Here is an 18,367-nt window from a genome sequence, read left to right as displayed (position 1 = left end):
GATTTTATCTAAATTTTTAATAAAAATTATAATGATAATTTTAAATAGACTCATTTATGATTAGTTCAATCGGTTAAGAATGGGGGAATTTAGGATGGATGATCGTTTATTTAGAGATGCAATGGGAAAGTTTGCTACAGGAGTGACAGTTCTTTTAACTGAAAACGAGGGAGAAACACATGGAATGACAGCAAACGGTTTCATGTCAGTATCATTGGATCCGGAGCTTGTCTTAATTTCTATTGGACATAGAGCAAAATTTTTAGAGAAGGTTTCACAATCTAAAAAATATACAGTAAATATTTTAGCGGAAGATCAAGAGCATTATTCACGTCATTTCGCTGGGAAACCTGGTAAAGCAGTAGAATTTGAAACGTTAGCTGAGCTGCCAGTATTAAAAGGGGCTATCACTCAAATTGCATGTGAAGTCGTATCAGAACATGTAGAAGGTGACCATACATTATTCATTGGTAAAGTAGTAGATTTACGTCTTGAGGATAAAGATCCGTTATTGTTCTTCAGTGGTAAATATCGTCATTTGACTGAGGTAGAAACAGTTAAGTCATAAAAGGAGAATTGTCTATGAATATTCAAATTATGGCTAAAGCATTGCTTGAAGCAGAACGTACAAAACAGCCAATTGCACCCTTAACTGAAACCTATGAAATTATTACAGTTAATGATGCTTATGCCGTGCAATTAGCGCAAATTCGTCAAAAGATTGACACAGGGGCGACAGTAAAAGGGCTAAAAATTGGTTTAACAAGTAAAGCGATGCAAGAAATGTTGAATGTATATACACCAGACTACGGCTTTATTTTAGATACGATGGTATATGACGAGGCAGATGGTTTAGTTGCTGAGTCCTTTATTCAACCAAAGGTAGAGTTTGAAATCGCATTTGTTTTCAATAAAGAGTTAAAAGGGCCAAAAGTGACGGTGCAAGATGTAATCGATGCAACGGCTTATGTTGTACCAGCAGTAGAAGTAATCGATAGCCGTATCGCGAATTGGAAAATAAAGTTCGAGGATACAGTGGCAGACAATGGTTCTTCAGCAGGTGCGATTTTAGGTGAAAAACGTACACTGCTTAAAGATATTGAAGACATTACAAAAATTCCAATGATTGTGAAGAAAAATGGTGAATTTTCAGACGAAGCAATGAGTTCGGCAGTGTTAGATAACCCACTCAATGCGGTTGTTTGGTTAGTAAATGAAGTGAGCGAATATGGCATTTCTATCGAGCCAGGCATGTTTGTTTTATCAGGAGCACTATCAAAAGCTGTTACCTTTGAAACAGGCGATGAATTCGAAGCTGACTTCGGTATACTTGGAAAAGTAAACGCTAACATTTTGAAGGAAGTAGTGAACAAATGAAAAAAAACTTAAAGAATGATGGCTGTTTGTAGATAAGAAGGTTTAATTTATGAAGTAACACAAAATTTAGCAAGATAAAGGAAAAAGGAGAGAATCGCAATGAAGGTAATCTATGTGAATGCTAATAACTTACAAGAGATTAGACAGTCATCTCCTAATGTAGCAATGGCGCTTGGTTATTTTGATGGTGTGCATTTAGGACATCAAAAGGTAATTCAAACAGCTAAAGAAAAAGCAAAGGCACAAAATTTATCACTGGCAGTTCTCTCTTTTTTCCCGCATCCAAAAAGTGTGTTATTTTCAGACAACGAAATCTCATATCTAGAGCCACTAGAACAAAAAGTTGAAAAGTTAGAAAGGCTTGAAGTGGATATTTTTTATATCGTAGAATTTACAAAGGAATTAGCTAAAGTAGAAGCGAACGATTTTTTAGATGATTATATTATTGGTTTGAATGCTAAGGAAATTATTTGCGGTTTCGACTACACATATGGAGCAAAAGCAAGTGGTACTGTTAAAACACTGGCATTTTATGCAGTTACAAAGCAAGTAGGTCTAACTGTTGTCGATGAGCTAAAATGGAATAATCAAAAAATTAGTTCAACTTTGATTCGGAAACACTTATCAGAACGAAAGCTTAGTGAATTACCCAATTTATTGGGGGGCTTTTATAAAACTAAGTATTGTCAAAAGAATGGTATACTACCAAATTATTCGTTACCGAATTTAGGTAGTTATAAAGTATTGATTGAAGATCGACATTCTTTTATTGAGTGTGTTGCGACTGTAAAGTCTAAAAAATATATTCAGATTCATCATGAAATGTCCACACTACCGAATTTATTAACGATACAATGGGTTGATCGATTCGAAACAATACCAAGCTGATTATTTAGCATTTGATTTTACGTTGATAGTAGTTCATTTACCAATCATTATCTCTCTTTTAATCACATAATTTTTGGCAGAACCATTACTAAAATGGTTCTGTCTTTTCGTGTTTCTTGTAACGGATAAACAAAGCATTTTGAATATGGACAGTACTATCGTGAAATTTATCAAGATGCAATAAGAAAGTGGAAAATGAATAAGCCTGCCAGCATCTCGTGACCGATCTGTTTGATAAAATGTGCCTAAGCATGGTATAAGTGTAAAAGAAGCAGGGACATTTTGCTTTTTAATTTTGGGATAATGGGTTGCCCTGGTATCCCATATTGAGAGGATTTGAATTTGAACATGATAGATAATTTTTGGCGTGATTTACCACGACCTTTTTTTATACTGGCACCAATGGAAGATGTGACGGATGTTGTTTTTCGCCATGTAGTAAGTGCGGCAGCCAGACCTGATGTGTTTTTTACAGAGTTTACAAACTCTGAGAGTTATTGTCATCCACAGGGGATTCAGAGTGTGCGTGGGCGTTTGACTTTTACAGAGGATGAACAGCCGATTGTGGCCCATATATGGGGGGATAAACCTGAAAACTTTCGGCAAATGAGTATTGGTATGGCGGAACTTGGGTTTCGGGGGTTGGATATCAATATGGGCTGTCCTGTACCTAATGTTGCACAGCATGGGAAGGGAAGCGGCCTTATCCGTCGTCCAGAAGTGGCAGCAGAGTTAATACAAGCAGCAAAAGCTGGTGGATTGCCCGTAAGTGTAAAGACAAGGCTTGGTTTCACTGAGATCGACGAATGGCACGACTGGCTGACACACATATTGAAACAAGACATTGCCAATCTTTCCATTCATCTGCGTACAAGAGATGAAATGAGCAAAGTAGATGCTCATTGGGAACTAATCCCGGAGATTAAGAAACTTCGTGACCTGGTGGCACCAGATACACTTTTGACAATCAATGGAGATATTCCTGACCGTCAAACTGGCTTAAAGCTTGTTAATCAATATGGTGTTGATGGGGTTATGATTGGACGTGGTATTTTCACTAATCCATTTGCCTTTGAAAAAGAACCGAGGGATCATAGCAGTAAGGAATTGCTTGATCTCTTACGAATGCATCTGGATCTCCATGATAAATATTCAGAATTACAGCTGCGTTCGTTCAAGGCTCTTCATCGCTTTTTTAAGATATATGTCAAAGGATTTCGAGGGGCGAGTGAATTAAGAAATCAATTAATGAACACAGAATCAACAGATGAAGTGCGTGCATTGCTCGATAATTTTGGGTCAAAGAATCTTGATGGAGCAGGGGAACAGTAAAAGTGTCCCAATTCAAGGTAAAAGCGAAGTAGGACGTTAAACTAATGTGCCCCCAAAATTAGTTGTTAAGCTTATCTTTAAAAGGAATAGAATAAACATATGGTCCAGTTATTATTAATGACTGGGCTTTTTTACGTGTAAGAAGAGAGGGAAAACACAAGATTTGTCGTTTTATATTTATTCCTTTGTAATACCTATAGCCCGTTTCTCTACAAATTCCTTAAAATTCTGTACGGCAGGAGACATATATCCATTCAATCTCCATACCATTTGGATTTCTCGAAAGCATTTTGGTGACTGTACACGGATCATAGAAATTTTACTTTCGTCAAGATTAGGGATGTACGGTACAATGGCAACACCCAAATTGGCTCCTACTAGGTCAGAGACTGTCCTCTCCTCATATCCTTCAAAAACCTTCCTTGGATGGAATCCTGCTTCAATGCAGAGATTTAGTATTAAATCATGCAAGGCTGTTTGAGGCTTGAAAAAGATAAACGGATCATCCGCCACTTCGCTTAAATTTACCCGCTCTTTTCCCGCCAGCCTGTGGGCAACCGGAACAATTAGGAATAATTCTTCAGACAAAACAGGAATGGAACACAGACCTTCATGCAGTTCCTGCGGCGAACAGAAGCCAATGTCAATGTTAGCGGCTTCTATTTCTTTTAAAATTTCACTTGAAATATTTTGGGATAATTGAAATTGAATGTTGGGAAATTCTTGTTGAAAATCACTGATTAGATCAGGTACAAAACTGGAGCCAAGCGTTTCGATAAATGCGAGTGAAATGATTCCATGGTTTGGATCGATCATATCATGGATTTTTTGTTTTGCTTCTTTCATTCCTGATAAAACCTGGATTGCGTGACTTAGAAAAAACTTTCCATATTGGTTTAAAACGACTCCGCGGCTTTTTCTTTCGAATAAAGGGACACCAATTTCTTCTTCAAGACGCAGAATGGAACGGCTTAGCGCTGGTTGTGAAAGATTTAATTCTTCGGAGGCTTTTGTAAGACTATTATATTTTGCAACTGTATGGAAATAGTAAAGTTGGTCAAAATCCATTCGGCATTCTCCTCGGGTTATCAGTGGTATTACCATTATGCATGGGTGCTATAAAAAATACAATTATGTACGCATGACAAATAGATATATACTTAATAAGTAACCTATATTTCAAGTAAACAATCGTTAATAGATCTGTCAATTGACAAGTGTATAAAGGAGGAAACAGTATATGGTTAAACCAAAATTATGGACTAAGGATTTCATAAATATCACTACTATCAGTTTTTTTATCTTTTTAGCATTTTATATCCTATTAACAGCACTTCCCCTTCAATTAACGAAAGAATTTGGCGGGGGTGCGGATCAGGCTGGTTTATTATTAACCTTATTTTTAATTGCGGCTATTATTATTCGGCCATTTGCTGGGAAGTGGGTAAGTGTAGGATCACAAAAGAAAATCTTGATTTATTCTGCAGCAGCATTTTTTATTCCGACACTATTTTATCCATTTGTAACAAATATTTGGACATTATTTATATTGAGGATTATTCATGGAATTACTTTTGGGGTTATAACTACTGTAAAAGGAACAATCAGTGCGGAAATCATCCCAGATTCAAGACGTGGAGAGGGAATGAGTTGGTTCTCATTAGCAATGGGATTAGCAATGGTGATTGGGCCAGTTATAGGTCTTAACTTAGCGAACATTGGAGCATACAACACAGTATACATTATTTGTATTGTCATCTCAGTAGTAAATATCTTTTTATCAATGGTTATTCATGTTCCAGAACAAGGGAAGCAAGAAAAAGTTCTTAAAACAAGAAAAAGATTTGATTTCAATGATTTGGTTGATAAAAAAGCTGCGCCATTTGCGCTTGTTATATTTATTTTAGCTTGTGCATATTCAGGTGTTGCTTCATTCTTAGCCTTATATGCGCAGGAAATTAACCTTGTAAAAGCCGCTAGTACGTTCTTTATTCTATATGCGGGCTTAATGTTTGTATTCCGGCCTTTTACAGGTGTGTGGGCTGACCGTTACGGGGCAAACAAAATAGTTTTTCCTTGTATTGTTTTATTTGCAATTGGGATGGTTATACTCTCATTGCCTCAAACAGCAGTCATTATGATTTTGGCAGGTGCAATCATTGGAATTGGGTACGGTTCTGTTACACCAATACTTCAAACACAGGTTATTAGTTCTGTTGAAAAACATCGTGTCGGAATTGCCAATTCGTTGTTCTTCAATTCAATGGATTTAGGAATGGCTATTGGAGCATTTGTGCTGGGAATAGCAGCAAATTCATTTGGTTATAGCAGTGTCTTTATCGCTGGAATCGTACTTATTGTTGCAGGAGGTTTAGCATACTTCTTTTTAACAAGCGGAAAGAAAAAAGAGAATCGTCATGCAGCTGAATGGATGTCTGAGGCGAATGTGAAAATAAATAAATAGATAGAGGAAAGGAGAAAGGTCTACATGCAAGTACGCGATTTTATGATTCGAACAGTAATTACAGCTAAGCATTCAACAACGGTCAAAGAATTAATTTCTATTTTAGAAACGAATCGAATTGGCGGTGTCCCAGTGGTTGATGATAAAGGAAATTTAGTTGGCATTGTTTCAGATGGGGATATCGTACGTTTTCTTTCTCCGCATAAAGAAAAACTATATTTAGCCTACTATACTGTATATGTAGAAGAAGCTCAAAAAATGGAAGATATTTTAAGAGAAAGAATGAATACTCCTATTGAGCAAATTATGGTAAAGAAAAATATTAAGACATTATCACCCGAGGATGACTTTGAAAGCGCCATTCGTTTAATATCGAAGCATCATTTTAAAAAGATTCCTGTCGTGAATGGAGCCGGCAGGGTTGTAGGGATAATAAGCCGTGGAGATATTATTCATAATTTATCAAAATCAATATTTAATGAAGACTCAGTGCAGGAATAATAGACTATATTTCATAATAAAAAAGCCGAGAGGAGTCTTCAGACTTTGACAGTATTAAAGAAACTCCCCAAAAAGCAAGATCACTTTGTTTTTGAGGAGTTTTTTGCGTTAGAAAATCCATACCAACCGTCTGCATTTCGCTAAATTCATTAACAGTACTTTACTAATTTAAAACACAAAACGTAATACCATTATAGAGATGATTCCAGCTACAACAGTTCCTAATAAACTGCGCGTTACAATGGCAAACATAAAAGCAGGCAAAGCGGCGATTAGTTCAAGGTTATTTTGCAAAGGTTCCAATTTTCCGTTTGGCATTAACAATTCTTGCCCCACTAAGGCTGCCATAACCGCAATGGGGACGTAGTTCAACCAGCGCATTGCCCAGTCGGGCAGTTCAATACGACTTAGAATTGCAATGGGAAGCACTCGAGGAATGAATGTTACAAGTGCTGAGCCTAAAATAATTAAAAAGATAGACCATCTTACTTCCATTTTTCCACCGCCATTCCTACGCTAGAGGCAATAATTGTTGCCATAATAACACCTACACTTCCAGATGCCGCTAAACTTACCCCTACAACAATGGCAACAGCACATAGTGCAACAATAATATCTTTCATCAATTTTTTTCGGCTGACCATTTGCAGGACAAGAAGACCAATAAACATTCCCGGCAAGGCAAAATCAAGACCGAATGTTTCCGGATTCGAAATCCATTCTCCGAAAAATGCTCCGGCAATATTGGCAATGAACCAATTTAAATAAGCAGTTATATTTAGACCATACATCCATTTTTCGCTGAGCCAATTCTTACTTGCTGCTTCATTCATTGCCACACCAAATGTTTCATCTGTAAGTAAAGAACCGATTAAAATATTCTTGAAGGGTGTAAGATGACGGAAATAGGGCGAAATAGCCGCACTCATTAAAAGATGGCGGAGATTAATAAAGAAAATAGTAAAGATAATTGCTAATGTGGGACTTTGAGCCCCAATCATCGCTGCAGCAATAAATTGACCAGAACCTGCGTATAAAAGCAAGGATATCAGTCCAATTTCAACAATCGAAAGTCCTGCTGTTTTTTCCACAACACCTGCCGCAAATCCAATACTTAAGTAACCAAGTACAGTGGGCAGACAATCCCGTACACCGGCAAAGAAGTTGTTTTCTTCCCGCAAAAAAGTGTTATCACTGATGTTCAAAATCTTTCACCCACTTATAAAAAATTGTTTGTAAATTTACTTTATCATCCTCATTGTATGGCTTCAATGATATAATTGTATGCAATACAATTTTTCGAGGAGGGTGTTAGATGCCAGTTAATTCATTTGAAAATTATCCTTTGTCGTGGAAGCCGGATAAAAAACAGCTTGCCCCTCCATTGTATCGGTCGATTGCCAGTTTGCTGGAGTATGATATTATTAATGGCTTTCTCGCAGCCAATACGAAGCTTCCTCCTCAACGAGAATTAGCAGATTATCTTGATATTAACCTCAGCACTGTCACAAGGGCATTTAAAATATGCGAAGTAAAAGGATTAATCTATGCCGTTACCGGAAGGGGAACCTTTGTTACTCCCAATATAAAAAATGCTATTTTTATGGCAGACAGTGATGAGCATAAGAATTATATAGAGATGGGGATCATTAAGCCCCTAGATAGCACAAACGTAATCGTCGCCCAAGCGATTAAAAGCATTGCCGCCAAAGATTATCTTGAAAATTTATTAGATTACAGACACCCGTTGGGAATGCCTTATCATCGAATGGCAGCCAAAAAGTGGATGCAGTTCTTTAACATGGATGTACCTATTGAAAATATTGCGATCACTTCGGGAGGGCAAAATTCGTTTTCGCTGATTCTAATGGCCTTGTTTCATCCGGGTGATAAAATAGCGGTAGATATATATACTTATCCTAATTTTATTGAACTGGCTAAAATATTGAATATCCAATTAATCCCTATTGAGGGGGATGAGTTAGGGATGAAGCCGGAGAGATTAGATGCTGTTTGCAGAACAAATTCATTGCAGGGAATTTATTTGAGTCCCTCCTGCAATAATCCTACTGCTGTAACAATGAATATGAATCGCAGAAAAGAAATAGCAGGGGTCATCAATAAACACGGGCTTATTTTAATAGAGGATGACGTATACTCTTTCCTGGCTCCGCATGGTTATTTCCCAATTTCATATTTTGTGCCGGAAAGGTTTGTTTATATCCTGAGTATTGCCAAATCACTCAGCTCTGGTATTCGAGTTGCATTTATCGCATACGCCAATCAGTTTGCTGAAAAAATTACATATGGAATTTTCAATCTCAACGTAAAAACATCTGCTTTAAATGCAGAAATTATAACAGAATTAATTAATACTGGTGCTGCTGAACAAATCATTAAGAAAAAACGGGAAATTTCACAAGAACGGAACCGGATTTACCTTAACTATTTTCAAATCAATCATCCCAGCGAAAATCCTATTAGTTTTTTTCGCTGGTTACCATTGCATAAACAATGGCAGCTAAACCAGTTTGAGCATATTGCTTTAACCCGGGGGATTCATGTTTATCATTCTCATCGTTTCTTGGTCAAAAAAGATGAATATCCACAATTTATTCGTATTTCACTAACATCTCCAAAGGACTCCTATGAATTGGAGAAAGGGCTTTGTATCCTAAAAAAATTCTTGCTAGAGTCGTAAATATCTGGTTACCAACATCTCATGAGTTGCCATATATACCAGTCCATTTTATGGGTTACAGCTCATTCCTTATGGATGAATCAATTTATTGGACCAATAATTACAAGCAATCTTAATAAAGTCTCTAGCAGGATTACTTAAGTAAGTACCTTTCTTATAAGATGCACATACTTCCCAAACAGGTTTTTGCTTGATAAAGAAGTAAGCGACGTTAGAGTTTTTTTGGGCATAGGCAATTGGAATAATGGAACAGCAGATTCCTTCCGCAACCATATGATATAAGTTTTGGCAGCTCCTTGTTTCTAACAATATATATGGATTAAAATCTTTGTCGGTAGTGAGATTATCATAAATTTCTCGAAGAGTTGATCCTTTTTGCATTAGGGCAAACGTATCATCTTTAAAACGGTCTAAGCTTATTTCAGGTAGTTTATCGCCGAGTTGTCCTCCAATATGGGCAAGGGGATGCGTCTTGGGAACTGCTAAAATAATTTCTTCTAAAGCAATTTGAATATATTCATCATTTGTTTTTTGGTAATCTTGCAAAGTTACAAAACCAATATCAAGATTTCCAATTGATATTTCATGCTGTTGTTGTTTCACAGGTAGTTCAATGGGTTCAACTTTTACATTTGGATACATTTTGTAAAAAGCAGGATAGATAGATGCAAACATTTCAGGACCGCGTTCGGTAGTTAAGCCAATACTAAGCTTTCCTTTTTTTATATCCACTAAATCATTAATTTGGTTGTAGGTGTCTTTTTTAATACGTACCATTTTTTTTGCATTTTCAATATAAATTTCACCTGCCTGCGTCGGATGCCAATTGGTTCTTGAACGGACAAAAAGCTGCGTTCCCAGCTCTTTTTCTAATTTTAAAAGCTGCTGATTTAATGCTGATTGAGTGATGAAGAGTTTTTCGGCAGCCTTTGTAATATTGTTTTCCTCAGCGATTTTAATCATATATTCCAACTGTTTTAAATCCATATGAAATTCTCCTCATTACTCTTAGTTTTTCTTATAGAATTCTAAAAATAATCACTTTTACTTTATTTACCCTCTAAGAGTACAATTGTTTTGAGAATAGAACAAGAGTTTAGGAGGTATCAAAGTGGAAAATCGTTTTATTAAAATCAATGATAATGATAACGTTGCCATTACAGTAAATGCCATTCCAGCAGGTACCATTGCCATCGATGATATTTTAGCAAATCAGGATATTCCCCAAGGACATAAAATTGCATTATGCAATATCGGAGAAGGTGCACCAATCGTCCGATATGGCGTCATTTTAGGATATGCATTACATTCTATTAAAAAGGGGGACTGGATTAATGAACATATGTTGGAACTTCCAATTCCTCCATCATTGGATGAGATGGAGTTTGCAACAAATTTAATTGCAGATCTGCCAGAGCCACCAGTTAGGACATTTATGGGTTATCCAAACAAAAACGGAGGATATGCTGGAACAAGAAATATACTGGGAATTGTCACAACTGTTCAATGCGTAACAGGTGTTTTAAATAATGCAGTAAAGAGAATTAAACAAGAACTCCTTCCAAAATATCCAAATGTAGATGATGTTGTAGTGATAAATCATGCGTATGGATGCGGTGTCGCAATTAATGCCCCTGAAGCAAAAATCCCGATTCGAATGTTGCAAAATATGGTCAAACATCCGAATTTCGGTGGAGAGACGATGATTATCTCTTTGGGATGTGAAAAACTAACCTTAGAAATGTTGTTGGATGCGGAATATAACACTTCAGACAATGTGGTCACGTTTCAAAATGAAAAAGGTCACCAGGCGATCATGGCACAAATTATGAAAATGGCTGAAAATAAATTAAAAAAATTGAATGAAAGAGTTCGTGTTGAACTGCCTCTTACTCAATTATGTATTGGATTACAATGTGGTGGAAGTGATGCTTTCTCAGGTGTAACAGCTAATCCTTCCGCCGGATATGCTGCCGATATGTTAGTCAATGCTGGTGCAACTGTTATGTTTTCTGAAGTAACTGAGGTCCGTGATGGTGTCCATATCATTGCAGAGCGTTGTGTGAACGAAGAAGTTGGGAAAAAACTAGCTGATGAGATGAAATGGTATGATCAATACCTAAATAACGGTCAAGTGGACCGTTCAGCGAATCCAACTCCTGGAAATAAAAAGGGTGGTCTATCGAATATTGTTGAAAAGGCAATGGGTTCGATTGCTAAATCGGGTTCATCACCGATTGTAGAAGTTCTTTCACCTGGAGAAAGACCAACGAAAAAAGGTATGATTTTTGCGGCAACTCCAGCCAGCGACTTTGTATGTGGCTCATGCCAGTTATCTAGTGGGATCACGCTCCAAGTTTTTATGACAGGACGAGGAACTCCTTATGGATTAGAGACTGCACCAGTAATTAAAGTATGTTCCAGAAATGATATGAAAGATATGTGGCAAGATTTGATAGATGTAAATGCCGGGCCAATTGCAACGGGTGAAGCAACCATTCAAGAAATTGGAACTCTATTATTCAACGAAATTATCGATGTTGCCAGCGGAAGAAAACAAACTTTTGCAGAAAAATACGAAATTTATAATGATTTTACCCTGTTTAACCCAGCACCAATAACCTGATTAAAGGATAAATACTATTTATATGTCAGAACAACATATGCTGTTCTTTTTTGAAAAGAGGTATTGAAATGGAGAAATTATTCAGAGGTATAAACATCCCAAGAATGATTAAAATCAGACAGCGTTTCCCAAGAGAAACCATTGCAGATGTAACTGCTGTTATACGAGAAGAACTCAGTAAGAAAGAAATTATAGGCAGAATTAATGCTGGTGCGCGGGTTGCTATAGCTGTGGGCAGTAGAGGGATTGCCAATATGCCCTGCATCGTTAGAGAAATTGTGACAGCGGTTAAAGACCGAGGAGCTTACCCGTTTATCGTGCCAACAATGGGGAGTCATGGGGGAGCAACAGGAGAAGGACAGGCGGAAATACTCGCCGAGCTCGGCATAACCGAAGAATCTACAGGGGCACCCATTGTTTCTAGTATGGAAGTTGTTCAGATTGGGGTCTCCAAAACTGGACTTCCGGTCAATATAGATAAGAATGCTCATACGAAAGCAGATGCTATTATTATTACTGGCCGCATTAAGCCTCATACATCTTTTAGGGCGTCCTATGAAAGCGGCTTGGCCAAAATGATCGCGGTTGGGCTTGGTAAACAAGTGGGTGCTGAAATCATTCATTCAGCCGGTGTAGAAAACATTCCGTACAGAGTGGAAGAGATTGCAAGAGAGACATTAAAAAAATCAAAAATCATATTTGCGGTTGGAATGATAGAAAACGCCTATGATGAAACTTATAAAATTGCAGCCATACCAAAGGAACGGATTATGGATGAGGAACCGGGATTACTGCAAGAAGCACACGAACTTATGCCAAGCATCATGTTCGAAAAATGTGATGTTCTTATAGTGGATGAAATGGGTAAAAACATCTCAGGGAGCGGCATGGATCCTAATATTATTAGAAGGAATTACTCAGGATCCTTAAAATATAATCCGCTGGCACAAAGACTGGCCGTTCTGGATCTTACAAGAGAGTCCCATGGAAATGCAAACGGAATGGCTAATGCGGATATTTGCTCAAGAAGACTCTTTGATAAGATATCATTTGAGTCCACTTACCCGAACCCCTTGACAAACAGACTGGCACAAAGTGTTAAAATTCCTATGGTTATGGAAAATGACAGCTTGGCGATAAGAGCTGCCATGAAAACTTGTTTTGACGTTGACTATAACCAGATGAGGATGATTCGGATTAAAAATACGCTGGAGCTTGAACATATGTTCATCTCTGAATGCCTGATGGAAGAAGCAAAGATGAATCCGAATATTGAAATTTTAAGTGAACCAGAATATATGACTTTTAACGAAAACGGTAATCTCTTTTAAATTTTTTTAGTGTCTTTATAATAAATATAGACAACCTAAAATGAAAAGAGTGTTAAAAGTAATGAAAATCTTAACAAATGACTGGGCTCCTTTATTAGAAGGAGAATTCGTAAAACCGTATTATATGAGTTTGCGGCAAACTTTAAAAGAGGAATATCAACATAAAGTGATTTATCCTGATATGCACGATATATATAATGCACTCCATTTTACTTCTTTTGAGGATACTAAAGTGGTCATAATCGGACAAGATCCATATCATGGACCAGGACAGGCTCATGGACTTAGTTTCTCCGTCAAGCCGGGGGTAGGCATTCCGCCCTCCTTGAAAAATATTTATAAGGAATTACATGCTGATATAGGCTGCGAGATACCCAATCATGGATCTCTAACGGATTGGACGGAGCAGGGGGTGCTGCTGCTTAATGCGGTGCTGACTGTGCAGGCTGGGAACCCTAACTCCCATAAAGGGATTGGCTGGGAGAGATTTACTGATAGAATTATAGAAATCTTGAATGGTAGGGAGACACCGGTCGTCTTTATCTTATGGGGGAGATTTGCTCAGCAAAAGCAAGAGCTAATAACTTCACAAAGGCATTTTATTATAAAATCACCTCATCCGAGTCCCTTTTCTGCTAACAGTGGCTTCTTTGGCAGCAAGCCATTTTCCCGAACCAATGACTTTTTACGCAAAATTGGACAGAAGGAAATTGACTGGACAATTTCTACACTTTAATCAGCTGAACGGTGGGGCCTAAAAGCACTTCGAAAGTTTTAACAGATTTGAAGTTGTACCCTATATTTTATTTCAGAAAAAAATCCCCTGAATGCACATTCAGGGGATTTCTTCAATCACTATTTATTTAGACTGATCGTGGGGAACAGTGACAGTAACACTCTTAGTTGTTACATTACCAGCTTTATCAGTTGTGGTAAAAGTAATCGTGTATACACGCCCATTACCGCTTCCTAATCGATCAGCACGAAGATCAAAGGAAGCAGTAGAACCAGTAATAGGTGTATTCAATTTAGCATTCTGAATATCATCAGATTGAAGCTTCTCATTGCTTGTAATGGAAGTTAACACAACTGAGTCAATTCCTGATGCGGCATCAGCTGGACTAATAGTAGCCGTAACTGGCACCATCTTATGATTAGGTGACCATATTGTTGTTTTATCTAGAGTAATAGATAACATTGGTGCTGTCTTATCCAGTTTAACTGTTTTTGTCCTAGGCTGCTCAACATTTCCAGCGTTGTCTACACTCCAATAACTTATAGTATGGACGCCCTCATCAGTAATAGTGAAGGAATTTCCGGTCTGTTCTGCCCCGTTATCGATTTTGTAATAGGTATCTTTAATACCGGAACCATTATCACTAGCGGTAAGATCAACCGTCACATCACTATTAACCCAAGTTGTTGGTGCGTTATCAGTTGTCACAGGTGCAGTTGTGTCAGCAAGTGTTAGTACGCCGAACACTGATGTATCTTGATATCCATTACCAGTAGTGTCGTTCCATGTTGCAGCACTTTGGCGGGCACCATCTTTACCGTCATTGATCTGTACATCAAAACCGATCTTCGCGTTGTGTTGTGGACTAATTGTTTTGAACGGAATCTTCATTTCAACGACGTAGCTATTACCCAATACGTGGGTAGCAGATTCGAAACCATTGGCAATGCTTCCAGGGTTAAATGAAGTCTGATTGTCAAAGTTTACTCGATATTGTCCGTCTCCGTTTTCATATGAAGATGTTTTGCCATTGTTCTCGTCGACGAAGACTTCAACCGAATCTTGCTCCCATGGATTAAGGCTTGATTTGTCGAGCTGGGAGTCGCTCACCTGTGTTAAAATGTACAGGTTCTCCTTATCCCATAGTACCTTGGATACACCGTTTGCCCCTTGCCATGCCTGTAGATAGTGGTTAACTGGAAGTTCGGGCGCGTTCTTCCAAACATCATCTACGGTTCCATCAATAGCAGGTGTACCAAATAAAGCAGTAGATTGTTTTGCGACTTTCACTTCAGGCGCATGTTCAGAGATAAATTTATCCGGATTGATAACCCCATAATAAGCAGGCTTTGCTTGTAAGTTTTTATCAAAAATAAGCGGACTTTGAGCTGCTCTCCAGCTTGTCGCATCATTTAGTCCCCAGAAGGTCACGCGCCCGATGTGACTAGCGTGATCTTTGTAGATTTTAAACAATTGCGCGTATAGATAAGCCTGATCATTCGCTTGCTTCTCGGTAAGCTGGCTGTTGCTGCCGGCTGCAATGTCAAGTTCGGTCACGCTGACTTGTACACCCAAGGAAATAAATTTCTCCATGGATGCTTTCACATTAGCCGGGTTTGTATTTAAATTATAGTGTGACTGCATACCAACACCGTCGATGAGCAGTTTTCCAGGGTGTGTCTGTGCATATTTTTCGTTGAGCTCTTTGACCATCTGATAAATGGCTTCTGCTTTGTTCTGATTGTCTTCGTTATAATCGTTGTAATAAAGTTTAATATTCCAGCCGTTTTCATCGACTACTTTTCTGGCTGCCAGGAAGGCCTGCTCCACGTAGTCCGGTCCAATCGCTTTATACCAACCGGATTGACGCAGTGATGCTTTCCAATCTGTTGGATTCGACAAGCCGTCATTTATCGCTTCGTTGACTACATCCCAAGAAATGACCTTGTCACCGTAATGTTCCATGACCGTTTTAATATGGTTTTGTAAATTTGCGAGTGCTTCGTCCCTGCTCAATGGCTGGCCATTGTCAGCAGTATTCAGCCATGTTGGCGTCTGCTGGTGCCAAACAAGGACGTGACCATGCAATTTTAGGCCTGCTGCTGTAATTTTGTTGACGAGCGCGTCCTCATCAGTAAAGTCAAATTGTCTATTCGCATTATACGCTTGGTCTGGTTTCATGGCGTTTTCAGCAGTGACAATATTGAAATGCTTTTTAAGGAGGTCAAGTCTAACTCCATCCAGATCTGCCAGTGATACTGCGTTTCCGATTAAGAAATCATTTTTATAGACATCTTTTATCGGAGTTAAATCTTGGACTTCAATTGGAGCCGAACCAGTAGGTTCAAAGGTGATGTCGTCAATATAGAAAGAGGCGGTAGTATTATTTGAACTTTCTACATAAATCGTCAAATTTTCGCCGCCTGCATTGGTATAACGGTAAGTACCTTCTAGCTTAACCCAGCCGTCTGCCTTGTTAATTGTTTTACCTTGAAGGTTATTATAACTGGCAGCCCCGCCAGTTCCTACTTGTGTGGAAAGCTGAAGCTGTGAGCTTTCAGGCGAAATCAACTTGACCCAAGCTGAAATCTTATATTCTTGTCCAAGGTTAACGTATTTCTCAACATGTAAGGATGGACCATTCCAAGCTTGTGTTCTGCCCTCAATTTTCAAAGCATAAGAACCGCCTGCAGTATGGTTGTCCTCATTGGTTACAGTCAGATTTTCTGTACCAGCTCTGCCCTCGAAGCCACCTTTTGTTTGATCTTCAAACGTAATTGGGTTGAAGATTTGCGCAGCTGGTCTTTGATCCACGGGATCACTACTGCCGCCGGAAGTTACCTTTTCCGTGATAAGGATATCTCCGATGTAGAACGGAACTGCTTTTCCTGCATCGTTAGATTGAATGCGCAATGCGTTATCTTTGCTTGTATCAACGGTGTACTCTCCAGTTAACGTAAAAGCTTGTCCTGCTTTGTAATCCGCTGCTACATACAAGCCATTATAGCTGTTTACATTCTGAAGCAAAGCTTGTGCACCTGCAGGAACACTTCCACTATCGTCAACGTACCCTTTGACTGTGATTGTATATTTTTTGCCGTTTACCATGCCAACTTTGCTGAAGGGGATATCAACGCTATCCCAGTTGTTTACTCGACCGCTTACATAGATCGCTGTTCCATCATCATTGCCATCAAAAACTTTTCCAGAAACGGCTTGCACTTGCGGGTTGCCCGCTTTCGTTGCAATGCCCACACCACTGGCAAAGGTTTCATGATAAACCGTTTGCGTCTGGTCTCCAGGTGTCGGAGTCGTTGTTGGGGCAGGTCCGCCAACCCATTTTGCAATTTGAGTTAGATCTGCATCTAATACATAGTCTCGACCCATTGTATAATTATCGCTACCGTCAGGGTAGCCAACTTTAAATGCATATTTAATGCCGTTGTTTTTAGCAACATCTTTTACAGTATCATTAAAAGAACCATAAGGATAAGCCAAAAGGACAGGGGCCTTACCTGTCAATTTTGTTAAGTAATCATTCGCTGATACAATTTCATCTGCAGCTTGCTCAGTCGTCATGGGGCTAGTACCTGCAGCACCATTTCCCCAAACTTTATCGTCATGGGTTTTGGAATGATTCTCTAGACTCACACTAGGTTCATTCACCAAACTTTGTAACTGTGCTTGTGACATACTGTAACCGCCACCGATCCAGCTACTGACAACAAATAATACAGACTTCATGTTATATTGTTTTAATACTGGGAGAGCGGTGGTAACAAAATCAGGAGTAGCATCGTCAAAGGTTAATAGAACAGGCTTTGCAGGAGCTGTTGCATTTCCTTTCATGATGTCCACATAATCATCTGCTGATAACGTGGTGTAACCATTGTCATGAAGATACTTCATGGCCTGGTTAAAATGGTCAATGCTGGTATCCGTCCATTGATTGGTAGGAGTTTGGACGATTCGATGATATAAAAGAACTGGAATGTCCGCGCTCGCCGCTGCCTTAGAAACATGTGTAATCCAACCTAACGGAATGACTAAAAGGGCTACAAGAAGTAATGAAACCAAACTTTTAAACTTTTTTCTCATTTAATGCATCCCCCATAATAGATTTTTTTTATTAAATGGTGAAGCGCTTACATAATACGTAACTATCCCCCTCTCATCCTGCTATTCTTCTATTTTAGCTTGACATCTAAATCATTTAACCCGTAAAAACTATAGAGAATACTTAAGAAACTAAATATTCTAATTGGTTGAAGAAATATTTAATGGGTACAAGTAAATGTTGGAATGGGAGAATACAATTCTGTTTCTATTTTTTGTATCAGATTACAAAAGTTTCAAGAATAAGTACAAAATGTCGACTTCTTTTCAGGTTTTTCTACATAAAATTACATTT

15 protein-coding genes are annotated in these 18,367 nt (G+C 38.4%); 10 read left to right on the top strand and 5 right to left on the bottom strand.

Going from position 1 to position 18,367, the window contains the following annotated elements; all coding sequences use genetic code 11:
* The first annotated feature begins 94 nt into the window (after nucleotides 1-94).
* The 4 genes from V7266_RS21420 (at nucleotide 95) to V7266_RS21405 (ending at nucleotide 3,597) form a co-directional block, all read left to right on the top strand.
* Nucleotides 95-568 (top strand): flavin reductase family protein, encoded by a 474-nt coding sequence (locus V7266_RS21420; protein ID WP_335470731.1) that lies wholly within the window; start codon nucleotides 95-97, stop codon nucleotides 566-568.
* Nucleotides 569-582: 14 nt separating this feature from the next.
* Nucleotides 583-1,377, top strand: a complete 795-nt coding sequence (locus tag V7266_RS21415; protein ID WP_335470729.1) for a 2-keto-4-pentenoate hydratase — start codon at nucleotides 583-585, stop codon at nucleotides 1,375-1,377.
* 99 nt (nucleotides 1,378-1,476) lie between these two features.
* On the top strand, nucleotides 1,477-2,265 hold the full coding sequence (locus V7266_RS21410; RefSeq protein WP_335470727.1) for an FAD synthetase family protein: 789 nt from the start codon (nucleotides 1,477-1,479) through the stop codon (nucleotides 2,263-2,265).
* Between the two features lie 348 nt (nucleotides 2,266-2,613).
* Nucleotides 2,614-3,597, top strand: a complete 984-nt coding sequence (locus tag V7266_RS21405; RefSeq protein ID WP_335470740.1) for a tRNA dihydrouridine synthase — start codon at nucleotides 2,614-2,616, stop codon at nucleotides 3,595-3,597.
* Between the two features lie 177 nt (nucleotides 3,598-3,774).
* Here V7266_RS21405 and V7266_RS21400 read toward each other — a convergent pair whose 3' ends face one another.
* Nucleotides 3,775-4,665, bottom strand: coding sequence for a LysR family transcriptional regulator (locus tag V7266_RS21400; RefSeq protein WP_335470726.1), 891 nt, complete (start codon nucleotides 4,663-4,665; stop codon nucleotides 3,775-3,777).
* Nucleotides 4,666-4,837: 172 nt separating this feature from the next.
* Here V7266_RS21400 and V7266_RS21395 point away from each other — a divergent pair, with 172 nt between their 5' ends.
* Complete coding sequence (locus V7266_RS21395) at nucleotides 4,838-6,061, top strand: MFS transporter (RefSeq protein ID WP_335470724.1); 1,224 nt, start codon at nucleotides 4,838-4,840, stop codon at nucleotides 6,059-6,061.
* Between the two features lie 24 nt (nucleotides 6,062-6,085).
* Nucleotides 6,086-6,562 (top strand): CBS domain-containing protein, encoded by a 477-nt coding sequence (locus V7266_RS21390; protein ID WP_335470722.1) that lies wholly within the window; start codon nucleotides 6,086-6,088, stop codon nucleotides 6,560-6,562.
* Nucleotides 6,563-6,730: 168 nt separating this feature from the next.
* On the opposite strand, the gene V7266_RS21385 is transcribed toward V7266_RS21390, so the two are convergent.
* The gene (locus V7266_RS21385) at nucleotides 6,731-7,057 is read right to left on the bottom strand and encodes an AzlD domain-containing protein (RefSeq protein WP_335470720.1); all 327 of its coding nucleotides are present in this window, start codon (nucleotides 7,055-7,057) and stop codon (nucleotides 6,731-6,733) included.
* Nucleotides 7,048-7,767, bottom strand: coding sequence for an AzlC family ABC transporter permease (locus V7266_RS21380; RefSeq protein ID WP_335470718.1), 720 nt, complete (start codon nucleotides 7,765-7,767; stop codon nucleotides 7,048-7,050). The genes V7266_RS21385 and V7266_RS21380 overlap by 10 nt, the downstream gene beginning before the upstream one ends.
* A 110-nt stretch (nucleotides 7,768-7,877) precedes the next feature.
* Here V7266_RS21380 and V7266_RS21375 point away from each other — a divergent pair, with 110 nt between their 5' ends.
* Nucleotides 7,878-9,263, top strand: a complete 1,386-nt coding sequence (locus tag V7266_RS21375) for a PLP-dependent aminotransferase family protein (RefSeq protein ID WP_335470716.1) — start codon at nucleotides 7,878-7,880, stop codon at nucleotides 9,261-9,263.
* 69 nt (nucleotides 9,264-9,332) lie between these two features.
* Here the strand turns inward: V7266_RS21375 and V7266_RS21370 are convergent, their stop codons facing one another.
* A complete protein-coding gene (locus V7266_RS21370) occupies nucleotides 9,333-10,250 on the bottom strand; it encodes a LysR family transcriptional regulator (protein WP_335470713.1) in 918 nt (305 codons plus the stop codon).
* Nucleotides 10,251-10,374: 124 nt separating this feature from the next.
* Between V7266_RS21370 and garD the strand changes: the two genes are divergently transcribed.
* The 3 genes from garD to V7266_RS21355 all read left to right on the top strand — a co-directional run bounded on the left by garD (nucleotide 10,375) and on the right by V7266_RS21355 (nucleotide 13,956).
* A complete protein-coding gene (gene garD, locus V7266_RS21365; protein ID WP_335470710.1) occupies nucleotides 10,375-11,889 on the top strand; it encodes a galactarate dehydratase in 1,515 nt (504 codons plus the stop codon).
* Between the two features lie 68 nt (nucleotides 11,890-11,957).
* Nucleotides 11,958-13,220 carry a lactate racemase domain-containing protein gene (locus V7266_RS21360; RefSeq protein WP_335470709.1) on the top strand — a complete coding sequence of 421 codons (1,263 nt, stop codon included), beginning with the start codon at nucleotides 11,958-11,960 and terminating at the stop codon, nucleotides 13,218-13,220.
* 61 nt (nucleotides 13,221-13,281) lie between these two features.
* Nucleotides 13,282-13,956 (top strand): uracil-DNA glycosylase, encoded by a 675-nt coding sequence (locus V7266_RS21355; protein WP_335470707.1) that lies wholly within the window; start codon nucleotides 13,282-13,284, stop codon nucleotides 13,954-13,956.
* Nucleotides 13,957-14,079: 123 nt separating this feature from the next.
* Here V7266_RS21355 and V7266_RS21350 read toward each other — a convergent pair whose 3' ends face one another.
* Complete coding sequence (locus V7266_RS21350; RefSeq protein ID WP_335470705.1) at nucleotides 14,080-18,054, bottom strand: endo-1,4-beta-xylanase; 3,975 nt, start codon at nucleotides 18,052-18,054, stop codon at nucleotides 14,080-14,082.
* Between the last annotated feature and the right edge of the window lie 313 nt (nucleotides 18,055-18,367).

The sequence above is a fragment of the Neobacillus drentensis genome (assembly GCF_036965645.1).
GTDB classification, from domain to species: Bacteria; Bacillota; Bacilli; order Bacillales; family Cytobacillaceae; genus Neobacillus; species Neobacillus drentensis_D.
This window is presented reverse-complemented; position numbering and strand designations above follow the sequence as displayed.

Coding starts and splice junctions, on each gene's coding strand:
- V7266_RS21400 (WP_335470726.1), bottom strand. CDS start 4,665: ATGGATTTTGACCAACTTTACTATTTCCATACAGTTGCAAAATATAAT.
- V7266_RS21410 (WP_335470727.1), top strand. CDS start 1,477: ATGAAGGTAATCTATGTGAATGCTAATAACTTACAAGAGATTAGACAG.
- V7266_RS21415 (WP_335470729.1), top strand. CDS start 583: ATGAATATTCAAATTATGGCTAAAGCATTGCTTGAAGCAGAACGTACA.
- V7266_RS21360 (WP_335470709.1), top strand. CDS start 11,958: ATGGAGAAATTATTCAGAGGTATAAACATCCCAAGAATGATTAAAATC.
- V7266_RS21390 (WP_335470722.1), top strand. CDS start 6,086: ATGCAAGTACGCGATTTTATGATTCGAACAGTAATTACAGCTAAGCAT.
- V7266_RS21375 (WP_335470716.1), top strand. CDS start 7,878: ATGCCAGTTAATTCATTTGAAAATTATCCTTTGTCGTGGAAGCCGGAT.
- V7266_RS21405 (WP_335470740.1), top strand. CDS start 2,614: ATGATAGATAATTTTTGGCGTGATTTACCACGACCTTTTTTTATACTG.
- V7266_RS21385 (WP_335470720.1), bottom strand. CDS start 7,057: ATGGAAGTAAGATGGTCTATCTTTTTAATTATTTTAGGCTCAGCACTT.
- V7266_RS21350 (WP_335470705.1), bottom strand. CDS start 18,054: ATGAGAAAAAAGTTTAAAAGTTTGGTTTCATTACTTCTTGTAGCCCTT.
- V7266_RS21420 (WP_335470731.1), top strand. CDS start 95: ATGGATGATCGTTTATTTAGAGATGCAATGGGAAAGTTTGCTACAGGA.
- V7266_RS21370 (WP_335470713.1), bottom strand. CDS start 10,250: ATGGATTTAAAACAGTTGGAATATATGATTAAAATCGCTGAGGAAAAC.
- V7266_RS21395 (WP_335470724.1), top strand. CDS start 4,838: ATGGTTAAACCAAAATTATGGACTAAGGATTTCATAAATATCACTACT.
- V7266_RS21355 (WP_335470707.1), top strand. CDS start 13,282: ATGAAAATCTTAACAAATGACTGGGCTCCTTTATTAGAAGGAGAATTC.